A 17741-nucleotide genomic window follows, 5' to 3' on the forward strand; every position below is an offset into this window, starting at 1 on the left:
AAAATATTGCCTTCTACCTGAAGGCTCAATCCTGCTATCCGTTCGGCATCAGGCTAGGGGATGAGCAGTGGCAGTCAAATCCGCCAAGGTGCGGGCACACAGCGCAAGCGCGGCCTTGTGCACCGTCACCAATGATCGCGACCAGATCATCGAAGCGGTCTTCTCGCCGAAGGCCGCCGGCTTCACGCCGCTCGAGATTCAGGGCGCAGCACTTGCCGCGTGCATCGCCGCCAGCGTCCGCATCGCTGCCCGCGCCATGGATTTGGGCCAGTTGGGCGACATCGACGTCGAGGTGGAGGCCATCAAGGCCGAGGACGAACCCAGCCGTCTCGGCCGTTTCGAGGTCGTCGTGCATTTCTCCGATGAACTCGACGGCGACGTCCAGGACCGCCTCATCGAGGCTGCCGAAGATATCTGCACCATCAGCAACACGCTTCGCGCCGGCGACACGCTCGTCGTCGGCCGCCGCGCGTCATGACAAGCACAATCAGGAAGGTGAAATCCATGCGTCGTCTGCTTTTGACCCTCGCAATCGCATTCGCGGCGGCGCCCGCCAACGCATTCACCGTGGAGGACTGGCTTGCCCACAAGGCGCCGGAGGCCGAGCCGGAAATCGCCTATGAGGGCGATGCCGTTTCCCTGAAGTTCTCCTCGCCCAACCCTGCCGCCTCGCTGGTGCCGGAAGTCTGGACGAAGGGGTTCACCTGGCTGAAGGAAGCCACGGACGGCAAGCTGACCATCGAGGAGTTTCACGGCGGAACGTTGCATGCCGCGGCTGACGGCTGGCGTGCGGTACGCAACGGAGTGACCGACTACGCCGCCTGCTACACCTCCTACGAAGGCAGCGGCTTCCCGCTGCACAAAGCGTTCGAGCTGCCCTTCGTCACGCCGTCGAACCCTGTCGTGGCAACCCGCATCATCCAGGATCTGGCCCCGAAATACTTCGTGCCCGAGTGGGAAGGTCGCGGCGTTCTCTATGGCTACACCGCGATTGCCGGCGTGTCCGACATCATGAGCAACAAGCCGATCCGCACGCCGGAAGACCTCAAGGGTCTGCGCGTTATCGCGCAGGGGTTCCCGCCGGAGGCTGCCGAAGCGCTGGGCATCACGACGCTCAACATTCCCTTCCCGGAAATCTACACCGCATTCCAGCAGGGCATCGCGGACGCAGTGATCTGGGTCGATCCCGGCTTCGTACCGTTCAAGATCTACGAGCTCGCCAAGTATCACACGAGCCTCGGGCTCACCGCCCAGCACATCGACACCTGCATCAATCGCGATGCCTATGCCGGCCTGCCGGACGAGCTCAAGCCGGTGTTCGGGCAGTTCCAACAGAACATCGCCCATGCCGTCAGCCAGCGCCTCGGCGTCGAGTTCCGCGAACAGGCGCTCCAGACCTATCGCGACAACAATGTCGAACTGATCGAACTCGACGACACGCAGAAGCAGGCATGGCGCGACGCCCTGCAGCCGGTGCTCGACGCATGGATCGAGGCGCGCGAAGCGGACGGTCTTCCCGCGCGCGCGCTCATCGAGGACGTTCGCCGTCTCGAAGCCGAGTATGGCGATGCGAGCGCGGAAGAGATGTTCGAGGTGACGGTCAAGTCGCCTGTGTCCGGGCTTCTGCCGGCGGCGCAGTAGCGTATCATGCAGCGCATCGTCGATTTCTTCGAAGGCTGGATCACCTACATCGTCCTGCCGGGCCTTGCGCTGCTGGTCGCCGGCGACGTGGTGTTCCGCTACGTCCTGAACCTGCCGCTGCGCTGGGGAAACGACGTCAAGGAGCTGTTGCTTCTACTCGTCGTCATCGCCGGCCTGCCGGGCGTCAGCCTTGCCAACCAGCACATCCGCGTCGGTCTTCTCGACGGATTGTTCAAGGGGCGGCGGGTGGAGCGTATCTGGACCAGCCTGCGCCATATCCTGACCGGGTTCGTCGCTCTGGCGATCGCCTATGCGGTGGCGTTGCTTGCGCTTGACATGGCACGCTACAGCGACCGCGCCGAGATGATCAACATCCCGTTCTGGCCCTTCGCGGCGTTCATCGCCTTCTCGGCCGGGCTGTCTGCGCTGGCTGAATTCATCCGGGCGTTCAGGACCGACGAAAAGGCGCAGGGCTGATGGATCCGCTCACTCTCGGCATCGTGGTGATGGCCGCCATGCTGGTCGTCGTCGTCCTTGGAATGCCGGTGGCCTATGCCCTGCTGGGCGCCGGCGCGATCGGCTACGCGATCCTTTCCGGCCCCTCGCAGGCGCTGACGCAGATATCGATCGTGCTGTGGGACAATGGCACGAACTTCCTGTTCATCGCCGTCCCGCTGTTCATCCTCATGGGCCAGCTCATCTTCCACGCCGGGCTCGCCGAGGACATTTTCTCGCTGGCCCAGCGCGCGACACGGCGCCTGCCGGGCGGGCTTGGGGTCTCGACCGTTCTGGCATCCGCCGGGTTCGGCGCCGTTACGGGTTCCAGCGTCGCCGCCGTCGCCACCATGGGCAACATCGCCGTGCCGCAGATGATCAAGCGCGGCTATACCGAGCGGCTGGCGACGGGAACGGTCGCCAGTGCCGCAACCCTCGCGATTATCATTCCGCCCAGCGTGCCGCTGGTCATCTACGGCGTGTGGAGCGAAACCTCCATCGGCGCGCTGTTCATCGCCGGCATCATTCCCGGCATCATGCTGACGCTTCTCTATGCCGCGACGGTGATGGTGCAGCGCCGCCAATATCCGTCGGTCGCCACCGTGCAGGCCACGTACGAGGAGGACCGACGTCCGCTCTCCCAACTGGCGGTCGGCCTGATCTCCGTGATCCTGATTTTCGTTCTCGTCATCGGCGGCATCTATGCCGGGATTTTCACACCGACCGAGGCGTCCGGCGTGGGCGTGCTTGGCGTTTTCATCATCGCATTCGCCAGCCGGCGCCTGACATTCGCCGCGACGCGTGACGCCCTGAAGGAAACGATCCGCACCTCGGCCGCCATCTTCCTGATCCTGGCGGGTGGCGTGGTCCTGTCGCGCTTCCTCGTCCAGACGCGCCTCACTGACGCGGTGGTCGGGTTGGTGTCAGACCTCGATGCGTCGCCGCAGGTCGTTATGCTGGCGCTGGCGCTGATCTACCTGCTGCTCGGCGCGATCATGGACACGTTCGGCATGTTGATCCTGACGCTCCCCCTGGTCCTGCCGATCACGCTCGCCATCGGCTACGATCCGATCTGGACCGGCATCTACCTGGTGGTGGTGATGGAAATCGCCATGCTGACCCCGCCGATCGGCCTCAACGTATTCGTGCTGGAGCGCGTGACGGGGGTGCCCGCCAGTCGCATCTTCGGCGGCGTCTGGCCCTTCGTGGCCGCGTCGATGCTGATGGTCGTCCTGCTGATCTACGTCCCGGAACTCGCCACGTGGCTGCCCGACACGATGCGCTGAGTATCAGCCCAGTTCGACCCACACCGGCTTGTGATCCGAACCGATGGCCTGCTGGTCCACGCGAAACGCCTTGATACGCGACGCGATGGATGCGTGGACGAAGCAATAGTCGATACGCTTGTGGCGTGAGGTGTCTGCGGGATCCTCGAGATTGACGCAGGTCGTCCCGGGCTCTGCGTCCACGCGAAGCGCTGCATCCACGGCGAAGCGCGACACGGTCGGCGTCCCGAACTCATGATCGACCTGACCCGCGACCGCGACATATTCCGGTGATCCGGGCAGCATGTTGAAATCGCCCATCAGCACGAAAGCTTCCGGGTGCGGGGGATCGGTAAAGCCCATTTCGGCAACGCCGGTCAGCGATCCGCCCTCCATGGGATAGCCAAGCACACGATCCATCAGGAAGCGTATCTGCATCAGCCGCTCGTCGGCGCCGCGATGGTCGAGATGGGTCGAGTAGAAGCGCACCGGCCCGAACGGCGTGTCGATCAGCGCTTCGAGCGCACCACGCTGGAGATTGAGCTTGTCGTAGCTGCGCGTGCGCGGAAGCAGAAGGTTGCGCGACGACAGGATCGGCGTCCTCGACAGGATCATGTTGCCGAATTGCAGCCGCACATCGATCGCCTTGCCGTCCTTCAGGTGCGACCCCATCTCAGCTTCGAAATTGGGGCCATAGACGGCGAAGTAGTCGGGCAGCATGGCGCGGATATCCGCCACCATGTCGCGCCCCTGGTTCATCGGGCTGTTGCGCGTCACCTCTTGCAGCGCGATCACGTCGGCGCCCCGTACGGCCTCGACGACGCGGTCGAGATCGTATTGGGCGTCGATGCCGAAACCGAACTGGATGTTGTAGCTGACGCATTTCATGGCCATTTGCCTCCCATTTCGCCCGAACCAGCGCGATTCCGCCCTCGCTCTTGTCGACACCATGCGCTAGAGCATCGGACACACCCAAGACCAGACAGAACCGCAGATTGTTAATCCGATGAAGTTTCTCGATCAAGCCAAGGTCTATATCCGCTCCGGCGACGGCGGGGCGGGCTCCGTGTCGTTCCGGCGCGAGAAGTTCATCGAGTTCGGCGGACCGGACGGCGGCGATGGCGGCCGTGGCGGCGATGTCTGGGCCGAGACGGTCGATGGCCTCAACACGCTGATCGACTATCGCTACCAACAGCATTTCAAGGCCAAGACCGGCACGCATGGCATGGGCCGCAACCGCAGCGGTGCCAAGGGTCCCGACGTGGTGTTGAAGGTGCCGGCCGGCACGCAGATATTCGAGGAAGACAACGAAACGCTGATCTGCGACCTCACCGAGATCGGCCAGCGCTATCTGCTCGCCAAGGGCGGCAATGGCGGCTTCGGCAACCAGCATTTCAAGACGTCGACCAATCAGGCGCCGCGCCGCGCCAATCCCGGCCTCGAAGGCGAGGAGCGCACGGTCTGGCTGCGCCTCAAGCTGATCGCGGATGCGGGTCTCGTCGGCCTGCCCAATGCCGGCAAGTCGACCTTCCTGGCGGCGGTCACGGCCGCGAAGCCGAAGATCGCGGACTATCCGTTCACGACGCTGCATCCGGGCCTCGGCGTGGCGCGCATCGACGCGCGCGAATTCGTCATTGCCGACATTCCGGGCCTCATCGAGGGCGCGCATGAAGGCATCGGCATCGGCGACCGCTTCCTCGGCCACGTCGAGCGCACGCGCGTGCTGCTGCACCTCGTCTCGGCGCAGGAAGAACATCCCGGCAAGGCCTACAAGACCGTGCGCGGCGAACTCGAAGCCTATGGCAACGGCCTCGCCGACAAGCTGGAGATCGTCGCGCTCAGCCAGGCCGACACGCTCGACGCCGATGAGCGCAAGAAGAAGCTCGCCGCCCTCAAGCGCGCCGCCGGCCGCGCCCCGATCGTGCTCTCGGCGGTGACCGGCGAGGGCGTCGAGCCCACGTTGCGCGCCTTGATGTCGGTCGTCGAGGACGCCCGGGCCGAAGAAGCCCCGGTCGAAGACGATCGCTGGGTGAAGTAAAACGAGGCCGTCGCGGATATGTCTTCGTTCTACGGTGCCCCCCTCTGTCCTGCCGGACATCTCCCCCACACGGGGGGAGATCATGCGCTTCGACCTTTGCGACAAGCTGATCTCCCCCCTCGTAGGGGAGATGTCCGGCAGGACAGAGGGGGGCGCGAAGGACCGCAGCTTATCAGGTCGAGTTCATGAACACGCTCTCCTCCTTCAACCGCATCACCGTAAAAATCGGCTCGGCGCTGCTCGTCGACCGCAAGGCCGGTCTCAAGCGTGAGTGGCTGGCCTCGCTGGTCGCGGACGTCGCGGACCTTTCGTCGAAAGGCGCGGATGTGCTCGTCGTCTCGTCGGGCGCGATCGCGCTTGGCCGGACCATCCTCGGCCTCCAGTCCCGCGCGCTACGGCTCGAGGAAAGCCAGGCAGCAGCAGCCGTGGGCCAGATCGCGCTTGCCGGGGCATGGTCGGAAGAACTCTCGCGCCAGGGTCTGAAGTCGGGCCAGGTGCTCGTCACGCTCGGCGACACAGAGGAGCGCCGCCGCTATCTCAACGCGCGCGCGACGATCTCGACGCTTTTGAAGCTCAAGGCCGTGCCGGTCATCAACGAGAACGACACGGTCGCCACCTCCGAAATCCGCTACGGCGACAATGATCGTCTGGCGGCGCGCGTCGCGACCATGATGGGATCGGACCTGCTGGTCCTGCTTTCCGACATCGACGGGCTCTACGATGCGCCGCCGGCCCACAATCCCGACGCGAGATTCATCCCGCTGGTCGAACGCATCACGCCCGAGATCGAGGCGATGGCGGGTGCGGCGGCGTCCGAATTCTCGCGCGGCGGCATGCGCACCAAGCTCGACGCCGGCAAGATCGCGACGACGGCCGGCACGACGATGGTCATCACCGCAGGCGACCGTCTCAACCCGCTGGCCGCGATCGACGCCGGCGAGCGCGCCACATGGTTCAAGGCGAGCGCGACGCCGGTACGGGGCTTCAAGACCTGGATCGCCGGCAATCTGGAGCCCGCCGGCCGCATCACGGTCGACGCCGGCGCGGTACGCGCGCTTTTGTCCGGCAAGTCGCTTCTGCCCGCCGGCGTGACGCTCGTCTCCGGCCAGTTTTCGCGTGGCGACACCGTCGCCATTCTCGATGCTGCCGGCGGCGAGATCGCGCGCGGCCTTGTTGCCTATGACGCAGCGGATGCCGTAAGGATCGCTGGACTGAAGACTGCGGAGATCGAAACCGTGCTCGGCTACGAAGCCCGCTCGGCCATGGTTCATCGCGACGATATGGTGATGTCGCGGTCGCTCGATAACGCGCTCGACGCGGAGGAATGAGCAATGCTCAAGACGCATGACAATGCGAATGAGGACATCGTCGCCGTCATGGCTGGCATCGGCCGCAATGCGCGCGCCGCCGCCCGCCCGCTCGCCATGGCAAGTGCCGAGCGCAAGCACGCGGCACTCGTCGCGATGGCCGACGCGATCATGCGCAACGAGCAGGCGATCCTCGACGCCAACGCCATCGACCTCGCCAATGGCGAGGAGGCGGGGTTGTCTGCCTCCTTCATGGACCGGCTCAAGCTGACGCCCGACCGCGTGCGCGCGATGGCGGACGGCATTCGGGCGATCGCCGAGCTGAAGGATCCGGTCGGCGACGTGATGGCCGAGTGGGATCGTCCCAACGGGCTCCACATCGAGCGCGTGCGCACGCCCTTGGGTGTCATCGGCGTCATCTATGAAAGCCGCCCGAACGTGACCGCGGATGCCGGCGCGCTGTGCCTCAAGGCGGGCAACGCCGTGATCCTGCGCGGCGGCTCGGATTCGGTCAATTCCTCGACGGCGATCCACGCCTGCCTGGTCGAGGGCCTGAAGGCCGCGAAGCTCCCCGAGGCAGCGATCCAGCTCGTGCCGACCACCGACCGCAAGGCCGTCGGCGAGATGCTGAAAGGGCTCTCCGGCAATCTCGACGTGATCGTGCCGCGCGGCGGCAAGAGCCTCGTCGAGCGCGTGCAGACCGAGGCCCGCGTGCCGGTCTTCGCGCATCTGGAGGGCATCTGCCATCTCTACATCGACAAATCTGCGAAGCTCGACATGGCGGTGTCGATCGCGGTGAACGCCAAGATGCGCCGCACCGGTATCTGCGGATCGGCCGAGACGCTTCTGGTCGATCGTGCCGTGGCGTCCACCCATCTCGTGCCCATCCTCGATGCGCTGAAGGCGGCCGGCTGCGAAATCCGCGCCAGCGACGAGGTTCGCGCCGCCTATGCCGACGCGAACGCGGCAACGGACGCGGACTGGTCGACCGAATATCTCGACGCGATCATTTCGGTAAAGCTGGTCGATGGCGTCGGAGAGGCGATCGATCACATCGAGCACTGGTCGTCGCACCACACCGAAGCGGTGGTCGCCGAAGACACAGGCGTGGTGGAACGCTTCTTCGCCGAGATCGATTCCGCGATCCTGCTGCACAACGCCTCGACCCAGTTCGCCGATGGCGGCGAGTTCGGCATGGGCGCCGAAATCGGCATCGCGACAGGCAAGATGCACGCGCGGGGGCCGGTCGGCGTCGAGCAGCTCACCTCGTTCAAATATCGCGTGCGCGGCACCGGGCAGGTGCGGCCGTGACATACTTGGCCGGCCTTGGCGCTGCCCCTCATCTGCCCTGCGGGCATCTTCTCCCCGTGAACGGGGAGAAGGAAGCGGCGACGTCGCGGCCAATCCCCTTCTCCCCGTTCACGGGGAGAAGGTCCCGGCAGGGGGATGAGGGGCAGCGCGTCGATCTCAAGCAAAGTCTCCGACCCTGATGCCATCTGGCGTCTCCGCCCAATATCTGCGCATGCCGCACGTCGAAAAGCGCATGCAGGTCGGGCTGTTCGGGGGGTCGTTCAACCCGCCTCATGCCGGGCACGCGCTGGTGGCCGAGATTGCGTTGCGCGCGCTTCGTCTCGATCAGCTCTGGTGGATCGTGACGCCGGGAAACCCGCTCAAATCGGGGCGGGAACTGGCCCCGCTCACCGAGCGCATCGCGAAATCCGAGGCCATCGCGGAAGATCCGCGCATCAAGGTGACCGCCTTCGAGGCAGCCTTCAACGTCCGCTACACAGCCGACACTCTGGCGCTGATCCATGCCCGCAATCCGGGCGTCGATTTCGTCTGGATCATGGGTGCCGACAACCTTGCCCAGTTTCATCGCTGGCAGCGCTGGCGCGAGATCGCGACGACGTTCCCGATCGCCGTGATAGACCGGCCGGGATCGACGCTCTCGCTGATCTCGTCGGTCATGGCCAAGACGTTCGACTATGCCCGCGTCGATGAAAAAGACGCGCCACGCCTTGCCCGCATGCGTGCGCCGGCGTGGACTTTCATCCACGGCCCACGCTCGTCGCTGTCCTCGACGGCGCTGCGGGAAGCGGCCCGGGACTGATCGGCGATTGATCCAGCACGGCCTATGTCTCGGGCCACGCATTTGATGTCGCAATTGCCGCCACGCGTTTGCTTTTCTCAGCGCAATTTCCGGCGATGAGCGATGTGTCCATACAGCCCGCACGAAATGTGGCGTCCACGCCTGTCCCGGAGGGTGCCGCGAGCCCGCTGGCGGTCGCGAGCGTGATCATATCGCTTGCGCTGGTGGCGGTCGGCAACGGGCTGATGTTCGCCTATATCCCGGTTCGCCTGGGCATGGCCGGTTTCGATCCGACCTGGGCCGGCGGCATCCTGACCGGGCTGTCGGCAGGCGGCATCGCGGGCTGCCTCCTGACCGGATGGCTCGTGCGCCGGGTCGGCCACGCCCGCGCCTTCATGATCTTCTCGGCGCTGATCGTGCTGTCGAACGCGGCGGTCGGCGCCGGCGTGATGCCGGTCGTCTGGGTCGCCGCGCGCGCGCTCTACGGCTTCGCCATCTGCGGCATGTTCATCGTAGCGCAGAGCTGGCTGAACGACGCCGTCGAGAACCGCATACGCGGCCGGGTGATGGCGATCTTCTACGTCTGCTACATCGTCGGCCTCGGCATCGGCTCCTACATCATGGGCTGGCTCGACATCTCGGGCACGACCGCGCCGCTCGTCGGCATCGTCTTCACGGCCCTGTCCATCCTGCCGATCGGCTTGACGCGCCTGCCGCCGCCACCGCCGCCGGAAAGCGCCTCGGTGGCGTTCTCGCGGGCATGGTCGATCTCGCCGGTGGGCGTCGCGGGCATGATGGCGGTCGGCGGCCTGTCGATGATGATCGCCGGTTTCGCACCGATCCATGCCACGGCAAGCGGCTACAATCAGGCGCAGGTGGCCACTCTCATGTTCGCGATGCCGCTCGGCACGCTGCTGTTCCAATTGCCGTTCGGCTGGATTTCCGACCGGACGGACCGCAGATACGTGCTTGTCGCAGCGGCGCTGCTCGTCGTGATCGCCGGCATCGCGGCCGGCATTTTCGACGGGCGTTCCCTGCTGGTCATGATCCCGATCTACATCGTCTGGAGCGGCGCGTCGGAATCGATCTATTCGCTCTCCTCCGCGCATGCCAACGACCGCGCCGGCAAGGACGACCTCGTCGCATTGTCGAGCACGATGCTGTTCGCGTGGTCGGTATCCGGGTTCTTCGTGCCCGGCATCGGCACCGTGCTGACGGCGGTCTACGGCACGCAGGCCTTCATGTGGGTCGCGATCGCGATTGCTTCTATCTTCTGCGGCTTCGTGATGCTACGGATCGCCCGCAACTCCCCGGTTCCGGCAGACGAGACAGGAACATTTGCGCCTATGACCGCGCAAGTGCCTCTCCCGGTTGAACTGGGCTTTGGAAACGAGACCGGCCCGTCATCGGCGCCTGCCCGGCAGTGAGCTGTCAGCATGCGCCATTCGGGCGTCTTGAAACTGTGGCACGACTCTGCCTATCTATATCCTGTCGGACATAAACACGTGTCTGACCGGCTTGTTCTTGTTGGAAAGGAAAAACACTGAGAACAGCATTGCGGAAGAAGGCGGAAATCCAGCCCTCCCCGGCCGAGATCGGCGGCATGGCCGACGCGTCTCGCGCCCTCGACATCGTTCTTGCCAGTCTCGACGACTCCAAGGCCGAAAACATCATCTCGATCAACATCCAGAAGAAATCCAGCCTCGGTGACTACATGGTCGTCGCGTCGGGACGGTCCAACCGTCACGTATCGGCAGCCGCGGATCACCTGATCAAGGCTCTGAAGGATGCCGGCCTGGGCATGCCCAAGGTCGAAGGTCTCAACAGCGCCGACTGGGTTCTGATCGACGCGGGCGACATCATCGTCCACGTGTTCCGTCCGGAAGTCCGGGAATTCTACAACATCGAGAAGATGTGGCAGACGCCCGACCTGGACGAGGAAACCGTCCACTAGAAGCCTTTCCCGAAAGGGAAGGCTTTGGGGAAAGGCTGCATGCGTATCGGAGTCCACGCCGTGGGCCGGATGAAGGCCGGCCCCGAAAGAGAGCTCGCCGACCGGTATTTCGACCGCTTTTCCAAGAGCGGTCCATCGATCGGTCTTGAATTCTCGGGCGTAACCGAGATCGTGGAAAGCCGTGCGCGCCAGGCGGCGGATCGCTGCCGCGAGGAAGCCGTATCCCTCGATGCGATGCGCCGCGACTCCGTCCTGTTCCTGCTCGACGAACGCGGAAAGAACCCCTCTTCCGAAGATCTGAGCGGCCGCATCGCCAATTTGCGCGACGGCGGCCGCAAACAGCTCATTTTCGCCATCGGCGGCCCGGACGGGCACGCGCCAACATCGCGCGATGCAGCCGACCTCGTGATTTCGTTCGGCGCCCAGACATGGCCGCACCAGCTCGTGCGCGTCATGCTTGCAGAACAGCTCTATCGCGTCGCGACGATCCTCTCCGGCCATCCCTATCATCGCAGTTGAGCCGCGTCGGTATCCCGCCTTTCCACAGTGCGCGGTTTGACGCGGGGTTTGCGAGCCGCCACGATACCATGGTTGATGGTTCGTTAACGAAGCCGCTCTAGCGTCTGTCCGCAACGAAGCAGACGATGTCCAGGACGACAATGCGCCCAGCCTTCAAACGGGCCGCAGCGATGGCGCTGGCGGCAGCGTTTCTCTTCCCCTCCATCGGGAGCGCGCAGGAAGCACCCGAGCTCGCGACCAGGCACGCCGCGAGCACGCTGGAACTCGAGCGCATCACGCAGGCGCTGACGCTTTCCGAAGAGCGCCGCGTGGCCATCGCCTCCGAAATCGAGTCCATTCGCAAGGACAACGCCTCCATCTCGGCAGCGCTCGTGCAGGCGGCAAAGACCGAGCGCAAACTCAGCCAGGACGCATCCGACATCGCGGCGCGGCTGGAAGGCCTGCGCTTTCAGGAGAGCGGATTGCGCGAGTCGCTTTCCGAGCGACGCGGTGTTCTCGCCGAAGTGCTCGGCGCGCTCCAGCGCATCGGTCTCAATCCGCCACCGGCGATTCTCGTCCGCCCGGAGGATGCGCTGTCGTCGGTGCGCAGCTCGATCCTGCTTGCCGCCGTCGTGCCCGAACTGCGCGGCGAGACGGAAATCCTGATGGGCGATCTGAAGGAGTTGTCGCGCATCGTCGCCACCATCGAGAGCGAGCGCGCACGGCTCATGGCAACCGTCGAGGAACAAGCGTCTGAGCAGCAGCGACTATCACTTCTTCTTGATGAAAAGGCGCGCCTTCAGGCGAAATCCGAAGAGATGCTGGTGACAGAGGAAAGCCGCGCCGCCGAACTGGCGAGCGAGGCTACCACGCTGCGTGAACTCATCGACGCGCTCGAAGGCGAGATCGAGATCGCCACCAAGAAGGCGGAGGAACAGGCGCGAATGGCCTCGCTGGGCGAGGAAGATGGCGCAACGCCGCCCGCCCAGACGCTGCAACAGCCATTGCTTGGCAATTCCATGCCGTTCTCCGCCATGCGCGGGCAGGTCGGGCTGCCGGTGTCGGGCCAGATCGCGAGGCGCTTCGGCGCCGAGGACGAGAGCGGCGGAACGCTGCAAGGCGACATGCTTGCGACACATTCTACCGCAATCGTAACCGCACCGGTGGACGGCTCGATCCTTTACGCAGGACCGTTCCGCTCCTACGGCCAACTCTTGATCCTCAATGCGGGCGATGGTTATCATATTGTTCTGGCGGGGATGGGTCGAATCAGCGTTTCGCCTGGCCAGTCGGTCATCGCCGGAGAGCCCGTTGGCTTGATGGGCGAAGCGAGAGTGGCGAGCGCTGTGGCCTTCGGTGATGGAAGCGCCGGTCCGGAACTCTACGTCGAGTTCCGCAAGGAAGGAAAACCCGTCGATCCGGCTCCATGGTGGGCGGACCGCATTTCTGGAAGGACAGGAAATGATACGTAAGTTGTCGCTTCTGTTTGCCGGCGCCCTGATGGGCGCATCCGCGATGAGCCTCGTCTATGGTTCCGCGGGATCGCCGGCAATCGCGGCGGGTTCGGAAACCTATCGCCAACTGGCGATCTTCGGCGACATCTTCGAGCGCGTGCGGGCACAATATGTGACACCGCCGGAAGAGAAGAAGCTGGTTGAGAGCGCCATCAACGGCATGCTCACCTCGCTCGATCCGCACTCCTCCTATCTCAACCCGGATGCCGCCAAGGACATGCGTGTCCAGACGCGTGGTGAATTCGGCGGCCTCGGCATCGAAGTCTCGATGGAAAACGAGCTGGTGAAGGTCATCGCGCCGATCGAAGGCACGCCGGCCGAGCGCGCCGGTGTTCTGTCGGGCGACCTGATCGCCGAAATCGACGGCGAGGAAATCCGCGGCATGACGTTGTCCGACGCGGTCGACAAGATGCGCGGCGCGGTCAACACACCGATCGAGCTGACCATCCTGCGCGAAGGCGCGACACAGCCGATCAAGCTGACGATCGTTCGCGACGTCATCAAGGTGAAGGCCGTGCGCCATCGCGTCGAAGAGGATATCGGCTACCTCAAGATCAATTCCTTCACGGAAAAGACGCTCGACGACCTCGAGGCGGCGATCGCCGACATCAAGAAGAACATCCCGGACGACAAGCTCAAGGGCTACGTTCTCGACCTTCGCCTCAACCCCGGCGGTCTGCTGGACCAGGCGGTGAGCGTGTCCGACGCGTTCCTCGACCGTGGCGAGATCGTCTCGACCCGTGGGCGCGATCCGAAGAACATCACGCGCTTCGACTCGCGTCCCGGCGATACGATCGACGGCAAGCCGGTTATTGTCCTGATCAATGGCGGGTCCGCCAGTGCGTCCGAGATCGTGGCCGGTGCGCTTCAGGATCATCGTCGTGCGACGGTTCTGGGCACGCAGTCCTTCGGCAAGGGATCGGTGCAGACTATTATCCCGCTCGCCGAGAACGGCGCGCTTCGCCTGACGACCGCGCTCTACTACACGCCGGCCGGCACATCGATCCAGGGCAAGGGCATCACGCCCGACATCAAGGTCGATCAGCCGCTTCCGGAAGACCTGCTCGGCCAGGATGTCTCGCGCGGCGAGTCCGACCTGCGCGGCCACATCAAGGGCAACCAGGAAGATGAGGCCGGCTCGGGTTCGGTCGCCTACGTTCCGCCGGATCCCAAGGATGACGTCCAGTTGAACTACGCGTTCGAATTGCTGCGTGGCACGAAGACGGACGCGGCCTTTCCCCCCAACCCCGACCGGGCCGTCCTGAACCAGTAAAGCGTTCGCGTTCCGGCATCGGGGCCGGAACCGTAGTTTACCCGCGTCGGCGTTCTCTCATCGAGCGCCGGCGCGGATTCACGAATCGCCCACCCGACGGCCTGAACGCGGTTGCCGCTCGTGAGCAAGAACCCCCTCGACAAGGACATCGATCGCCCGCTGGGGCTCGGCGCGCGAAAGCCGGATCGGCAGGGCCCGCATTTGCCGCGCCGGGGCCAGGTGGTGCTGGCGATGGCGGGGCTCTGCATCGTTGCGGTCGCCGGTTTCGTGGCCTTCGACAAGCAACCGCTGCGCACGCCGCCGCAAGTGGTCGTCTCGACGCCTGACGCAGCATCCGCGCCGACCGAAAGCGCTCTGCCGCCGGCACGCACAAGCACATCGGCCTATCCCGAGCGGACGGACAACACCGGTCCCTCGATCATCAAGGTCGAACAGGGCGACGCGCCCGCGAGCAGCGTCATCATCGTGCGCGATCCGTCGTCCCTCGGCCAGGATCTGCGCGTCGCGCACCTGCCGGACCGCGCGCTGATCGAAGACAGCGAGGGTGGACCGCTTCCGGTCCGCGCCGCCGACGGACGCCGTCCTTTCGACGTCTATGCAAGGCCGTGGTCGGGCACGCGCGGCGCGCGCGTCGCGATCGTCATCGGCGGCCTCGGCGTCTCTCAGACAGGCACACAGACCGCGATTTCGCGGTTGCCGCCGGAGGTGACGCTCGCTTTCGCCTCCGGAGGCAACAGCCTCGACCGCTGGATGCAATCGGCGCGGCAGGCCGGCCACGAGATCGTCATGCAGGTGCCGCTCGAACCGTTCGACTATCCGCAGGTCGATCCGGGCCGCAACACGCTGACGGTCGACGCGCAACCGGCGGAAAACCGCGACCGGCTCTATTGGGCCTTGTCGCGCATCACCAACTATACCGGCGTCATGAACTACATGGGCGCGCGTTTCGTCACCGACGACGCGGCGATGCAGCCCTTCTTCACGGAGCTCGCCAAGCGCGGCCTGATGTACCTCGACGACGGCTCGTCCGCGCGCAGCATCGCGCCGGACATGGCGGCGAAGACCGGCCTTCCCTATGCGGCCGCTGACATGGCGATCGATACGGAGCGCGAGCGCGGCGCGATCCTGAAGAAGCTGGACGATCTGGAGCGCACCGCACGCGCCAAGGGGTTCGCGGTCGGAACCGGCTCCGCCTTCGACGTCACCGTCGATGCGGTCGCGACATGGATCCAGGAAGCCAAGCGCCGCGGCATCGAGATCGTGCCGATCTCCGCCATTGCAACCGACCCCGAGAAAGGCTGATCCATGGCGAAGACCAACAAGCCGGTCGATCCCGAGACGCTGCCCTATCGCCCCTGCGTGGGCGTGATGATCCTCAACGCCGACGGTCTCGTCTGGGTCGGGCGCCGCACGCCCGACGACAAGAGCGAGATGGCCGACGAAACCTATCTCTGGCAAATGCCGCAGGGTGGCATCGACAAGGGCGAGGAGCCGCTTGAGGCTGCCAGACGCGAGCTCTTCGAGGAGACCGGCATCGAGAGCGCCGCGTTGCTTGCCGAGACGCCCGGTTGGGTGAATTACGACCTGCCCGCCGAAAGGGTCGGCACAGCCTGGAAGGGCAGATATCGCGGCCAGACGCAAAAGTGGTTCGCCTTCCGCTTCCATGGCGACGAGAGCGAGATCCGCATCAACCCGCCGCCCGGCGGCCACGAGGCCGAGTTCGAGGCGTGGGCATGGCGTCGCATGGAGGACCTGCCGGGCCTGATCGTTCCCTTCAAGCGCAAGGTCTATGAAGAAGTCGTCGCCGCCTTCCGCCATCTGGTGGAGTAGGCGGCGAGCCTCACTTAGTCGTCATCAGCGGGCTCGATGACCTGCCCCTGTTGCGGCTCGCCGCGCTCCACGGCCTCGCCATCGGCGACGTAGCGATTGAAGAAGGCCGGCAACCCCTCGCCCTTGGTGAGATCCGGCGTATTCTGCATGTGAACGTGCAGATGGGGCTCAGAGGTGTTGCCGCTGTTTCCGCAGGTGCCGATCTGCTGGCCGCTTTCCACCGTATCCCCGACCTTTACCTCGACGCTTCCCTGCTTGAGGTGCGCGAGGAACAGATACTCGTCATTGCCGAGATCGAGCACGACGTGGTTGCCGGCAGGCTTTTCGGGGTCCATCTCGCCGATCGGCTGGTCGGGAAGCGCATTTTCCGCAGCGACCACCGCGCCTCTGGCTGGCGCCAAGATCGGCCGGTCCCAGCAATGATAATCCTCCAGAACCAGCCCCTCGCCCTTGTGGGTGGAGCCATCCAACTGGATCAGGAAGTCGGAGGCGAAACGCTGCTCGCTCACGACCGCGTGGTAGTTCAGATTCGGCGTGCGACCGCCCCAGACGACCGTCCAGCGGCCCTCGAACGGGAGGCGCAGATCGGCCTTCGTCTCATAGTCGAGGAAACGCGATTCGGCTGCGTCCTGCGCCGGGCGTACGAAGAAGCCGTAGATGCGGTCTTCCTCGTCGAGCGCGAATTGCGTGATAACCGGGGTCTCGGTGTTCTCGTGCTGCGCTGTGCGCAGGTAGATGCGCAACCCGCCCTGCTCGTCCGAGGTTTCGGACAGAACGCTCGTCTCTTCGCCGACCTGCGCCGCCAGCGTTTCATGAACATCGGCCAGCGATTGCGGCGACTGCAGCGCCGTCTTCATCTCGTCGGACATGCGCTCCCACAGTTCGTCGAAACTGCCCTTTTGAAACTGCTCGGTATAGCCACGGCCCGCTTCGAGCGTCGCATCGTCGGCATAAGCTGCGGTGGTGAGCCAGATCGCGGATGCCGCTGCCAGGACTCCTCGCCGCGTAGCCGCTCTCAAACCAGTCATGTCCATCTCCATGTTCGCGCGCCCCTGTCCCGAACGGGCACGCTACGCGATGGTTTCAGGGAAAATGTGGCTGTACGCCAATCGCCGATCGGCTTTTGCGCGTTCGGGAGCCCAAACGCGAAAGGCCGGCTTGCGCCGGCCTTCATCAAAACGTGCGGGTCCGAAAAGGGCTCTCAGACGGCGTCCTGCAGGGTCGCAAGCTGAGCCAGGAACTGCTCGGCCTTGGTGCGGGTCGCGTCGTCCTGCGCGTCGTTCACGTCCTCCTTGGCGTCCTGGATACGGCGCGAAAGCTCGTCGCGGTCGATGTCCTTCACGCGGGTCGCGGATTCCGCCAGAAGCGTGCAGCCCGACGGCAGGATGTCGGCAAAGCCGCCGAACACCACATAGCGCTCCTCGGAGCCCGACGCGGCCTTCACCGTCACGACACCCGGCTTGATGGTGGTCATCACCGGCGCATGGTTTGCCATGACCGTCATCTCGCCTTCCGTAGCCGGAATGATCACGGACTCGACCTCTTCCGAGACCAGAAGCCGCTCAGGCGAAACGAGATCGAATTTGAAACTGGCCATCAGTGACCGACCTTCCCAGCTATCTTACCGGCGTCCTGCAACTGCGTTCCGCAGAACGGGCAGAACAGGACCGCGTGGTCCATGAAAGCGAAGCCTTCATCCGTCTCGATCGTCCCGACGGTGAGCATCAGCACACCGTCGTCGTTCACGAAAAGCGAAGGCGACGCTTCCTCCGGCAAGCCCGCCGTCACGTCCTCAAAGTCCGCGCAGCAGAAGTCCTCGCCGGAGTCTTCATCCATC

General features: G+C 64.8%; 19 protein-coding genes. 15 read left to right on the forward strand and 4 right to left on the reverse strand.

Annotated elements, in window-relative coordinates; all coding sequences use genetic code 11:
- Window positions 1-67 precede the first annotated feature (67 nt).
- Genes AAFN55_RS20705 through AAFN55_RS20720 form a run of 4 tightly spaced genes read left to right on the forward strand, consistent with a single transcriptional unit; the run spans window position 68 to window position 3422 of the window.
- Window positions 68-478: an OsmC family protein gene (locus AAFN55_RS20705; RefSeq protein ID WP_347800867.1), complete on the forward strand. Its 411-nt coding sequence runs from the start codon at window positions 68-70 to the stop codon at window positions 476-478.
- Between the two features lie 26 nt (window positions 479-504).
- On the forward strand, window positions 505-1641 hold the full coding sequence (dctP, locus tag AAFN55_RS20710; RefSeq protein ID WP_347800868.1) for a TRAP transporter substrate-binding protein DctP: 1137 nt from the start codon (window positions 505-507) through the stop codon (window positions 1639-1641).
- A gap of 6 nt (window positions 1642-1647) precedes the next feature.
- Complete coding sequence (locus tag AAFN55_RS20715) at window positions 1648-2118, forward strand: TRAP transporter small permease (protein ID WP_347800869.1); 471 nt, start codon at window positions 1648-1650, stop codon at window positions 2116-2118.
- Entirely contained in the window at window positions 2118-3422 is a 1305-nt protein-coding gene (locus AAFN55_RS20720; RefSeq protein ID WP_347800870.1) for a TRAP transporter large permease, read from the forward strand. The genes AAFN55_RS20715 and AAFN55_RS20720 overlap by 1 nt, the downstream gene beginning before the upstream one ends.
- Before the next feature lie 3 nt (window positions 3423-3425).
- Here AAFN55_RS20720 and AAFN55_RS20725 read toward each other — a convergent pair whose 3' ends face one another.
- The gene (locus AAFN55_RS20725; protein WP_347801057.1) at window positions 3426-4289 is read right to left on the reverse strand and encodes an endonuclease/exonuclease/phosphatase family protein; all 864 of its coding nucleotides are present in this window, start codon (window positions 4287-4289) and stop codon (window positions 3426-3428) included.
- Between the two features lie 118 nt (window positions 4290-4407).
- Between AAFN55_RS20725 and obgE the strand changes: the two genes are divergently transcribed.
- The 11 genes from obgE (at window position 4408) to AAFN55_RS20780 (ending at window position 15904) form a co-directional block, all read left to right on the forward strand.
- Window positions 4408-5439 carry a GTPase ObgE gene (obgE, locus tag AAFN55_RS20730; RefSeq protein WP_347800871.1) on the forward strand — a complete coding sequence of 344 codons (1032 nt, stop codon included), beginning with the start codon at window positions 4408-4410 and terminating at the stop codon, window positions 5437-5439.
- A gap of 185 nt (window positions 5440-5624) precedes the next feature.
- Window positions 5625-6767, forward strand: coding sequence for a glutamate 5-kinase (proB, locus tag AAFN55_RS20735; RefSeq protein ID WP_347800872.1), 1143 nt, complete (start codon window positions 5625-5627; stop codon window positions 6765-6767).
- Between the two features lie 3 nt (window positions 6768-6770).
- A complete protein-coding gene (locus tag AAFN55_RS20740; RefSeq protein WP_347800873.1) occupies window positions 6771-8057 on the forward strand; it encodes a glutamate-5-semialdehyde dehydrogenase in 1287 nt (428 codons plus the stop codon).
- 211 nt (window positions 8058-8268) lie between these two features.
- The gene (locus AAFN55_RS20745; protein WP_347801058.1) at window positions 8269-8856 is read left to right on the forward strand and encodes a nicotinate-nucleotide adenylyltransferase; all 588 of its coding nucleotides are present in this window, start codon (window positions 8269-8271) and stop codon (window positions 8854-8856) included.
- Window positions 8857-8951: 95 nt separating this feature from the next.
- Window positions 8952-10262 (forward strand): MFS transporter, encoded by a 1311-nt coding sequence (locus AAFN55_RS20750; RefSeq protein WP_347800874.1) that lies wholly within the window; start codon window positions 8952-8954, stop codon window positions 10260-10262.
- Window positions 10263-10438: 176 nt separating this feature from the next.
- Window positions 10439-10789 carry a ribosome silencing factor gene (gene rsfS / locus AAFN55_RS20755; protein WP_347801059.1) on the forward strand — a complete coding sequence of 117 codons (351 nt, stop codon included), beginning with the start codon at window positions 10439-10441 and terminating at the stop codon, window positions 10787-10789.
- Window positions 10790-10828: 39 nt separating this feature from the next.
- Window positions 10829-11308, forward strand: coding sequence for a 23S rRNA (pseudouridine(1915)-N(3))-methyltransferase RlmH (gene rlmH, locus AAFN55_RS20760; RefSeq protein WP_347800875.1), 480 nt, complete (start codon window positions 10829-10831; stop codon window positions 11306-11308).
- A 125-nt stretch (window positions 11309-11433) separates the two neighbouring features.
- On the forward strand, window positions 11434-12759 hold the full coding sequence (locus tag AAFN55_RS20765) for a murein hydrolase activator EnvC (RefSeq protein ID WP_347800876.1): 1326 nt from the start codon (window positions 11434-11436) through the stop codon (window positions 12757-12759).
- Window positions 12749-14074, forward strand: coding sequence for a S41 family peptidase (locus AAFN55_RS20770; RefSeq protein ID WP_347800877.1), 1326 nt, complete (start codon window positions 12749-12751; stop codon window positions 14072-14074). Before AAFN55_RS20765 ends, AAFN55_RS20770 begins: the two co-directional genes overlap by 11 nt.
- Window positions 14075-14194: 120 nt before the next feature.
- Window positions 14195-15376 carry a divergent polysaccharide deacetylase family protein gene (locus AAFN55_RS20775; protein ID WP_347800878.1) on the forward strand — a complete coding sequence of 394 codons (1182 nt, stop codon included), beginning with the start codon at window positions 14195-14197 and terminating at the stop codon, window positions 15374-15376.
- A gap of 3 nt (window positions 15377-15379) precedes the next feature.
- Window positions 15380-15904: an RNA pyrophosphohydrolase gene (locus AAFN55_RS20780; protein ID WP_347800879.1), complete on the forward strand. Its 525-nt coding sequence runs from the start codon at window positions 15380-15382 to the stop codon at window positions 15902-15904.
- 14 nt (window positions 15905-15918) lie between these two features.
- Here AAFN55_RS20780 and AAFN55_RS20785 read toward each other — a convergent pair whose 3' ends face one another.
- The 3 genes from AAFN55_RS20785 to AAFN55_RS20795 all read right to left on the reverse strand — a co-directional run bounded on the left by AAFN55_RS20785 (window position 15919) and on the right by AAFN55_RS20795 (window position 17740).
- Window positions 15919-16932 (reverse strand): peptidoglycan DD-metalloendopeptidase family protein, encoded by a 1014-nt coding sequence (locus tag AAFN55_RS20785; RefSeq protein ID WP_347800880.1) that lies wholly within the window; start codon window positions 16930-16932, stop codon window positions 15919-15921.
- 173 nt (window positions 16933-17105) lie between these two features.
- The gene (locus AAFN55_RS20790) at window positions 17106-17504 is read right to left on the reverse strand and encodes a F0F1 ATP synthase subunit epsilon (protein ID WP_347801060.1); all 399 of its coding nucleotides are present in this window, start codon (window positions 17502-17504) and stop codon (window positions 17106-17108) included.
- Window positions 17501-17740: a hypothetical protein gene (locus tag AAFN55_RS20795; RefSeq protein ID WP_347800881.1), complete on the reverse strand. Its 240-nt coding sequence runs from the start codon at window positions 17738-17740 to the stop codon at window positions 17501-17503. Before AAFN55_RS20795 ends, AAFN55_RS20790 begins: the two co-directional genes overlap by 4 nt.
- Between the last annotated feature and the right edge of the window lies 1 nt (window position 17741).

This window comes from Mesorhizobium sp. CAU 1732, assembly GCF_039888675.1.
In the GTDB taxonomy this organism is placed as follows: Bacteria; Pseudomonadota; Alphaproteobacteria; order Rhizobiales; family Rhizobiaceae; genus Aerobium.

Bases quoted from the DNA above. Each gene is read 5' to 3' on its own strand.
- dctP (WP_347800868.1), top strand. From the start codon at position 505: ATGCGTCGTCTGCTTTTGACCCTCGCAATCGCATTCGCGGCGGCGCCC.
- AAFN55_RS20715 (WP_347800869.1), top strand. From the start codon at position 1,648: ATGCAGCGCATCGTCGATTTCTTCGAAGGCTGGATCACCTACATCGTC.
- AAFN55_RS20720 (WP_347800870.1), top strand. From the start codon at position 2,118: ATGGATCCGCTCACTCTCGGCATCGTGGTGATGGCCGCCATGCTGGTC.
- AAFN55_RS20725 (WP_347801057.1), bottom strand. From the start codon at position 4,289: ATGAAATGCGTCAGCTACAACATCCAGTTCGGTTTCGGCATCGACGCC.
- obgE (WP_347800871.1), top strand. From the start codon at position 4,408: ATGAAGTTTCTCGATCAAGCCAAGGTCTATATCCGCTCCGGCGACGGC.
- proB (WP_347800872.1), top strand. From the start codon at position 5,625: ATGAACACGCTCTCCTCCTTCAACCGCATCACCGTAAAAATCGGCTCG.
- AAFN55_RS20740 (WP_347800873.1), top strand. From the start codon at position 6,771: ATGCTCAAGACGCATGACAATGCGAATGAGGACATCGTCGCCGTCATG.
- AAFN55_RS20745 (WP_347801058.1), top strand. From the start codon at position 8,269: ATGCCGCACGTCGAAAAGCGCATGCAGGTCGGGCTGTTCGGGGGGTCG.
- AAFN55_RS20750 (WP_347800874.1), top strand. From the start codon at position 8,952: ATGAGCGATGTGTCCATACAGCCCGCACGAAATGTGGCGTCCACGCCT.
- rsfS (WP_347801059.1), top strand. From the start codon at position 10,439: ATGGCCGACGCGTCTCGCGCCCTCGACATCGTTCTTGCCAGTCTCGAC.
- rlmH (WP_347800875.1), top strand. From the start codon at position 10,829: ATGCGTATCGGAGTCCACGCCGTGGGCCGGATGAAGGCCGGCCCCGAA.
- AAFN55_RS20765 (WP_347800876.1), top strand. From the start codon at position 11,434: ATGTCCAGGACGACAATGCGCCCAGCCTTCAAACGGGCCGCAGCGATG.
- AAFN55_RS20770 (WP_347800877.1), top strand. From the start codon at position 12,749: ATGATACGTAAGTTGTCGCTTCTGTTTGCCGGCGCCCTGATGGGCGCA.
- AAFN55_RS20780 (WP_347800879.1), top strand. From the start codon at position 15,380: ATGGCGAAGACCAACAAGCCGGTCGATCCCGAGACGCTGCCCTATCGC.
- AAFN55_RS20785 (WP_347800880.1), bottom strand. From the start codon at position 16,932: ATGACTGGTTTGAGAGCGGCTACGCGGCGAGGAGTCCTGGCAGCGGCA.
- AAFN55_RS20795 (WP_347800881.1), bottom strand. From the start codon at position 17,740: ATGGATGAAGACTCCGGCGAGGACTTCTGCTGCGCGGACTTTGAGGAC.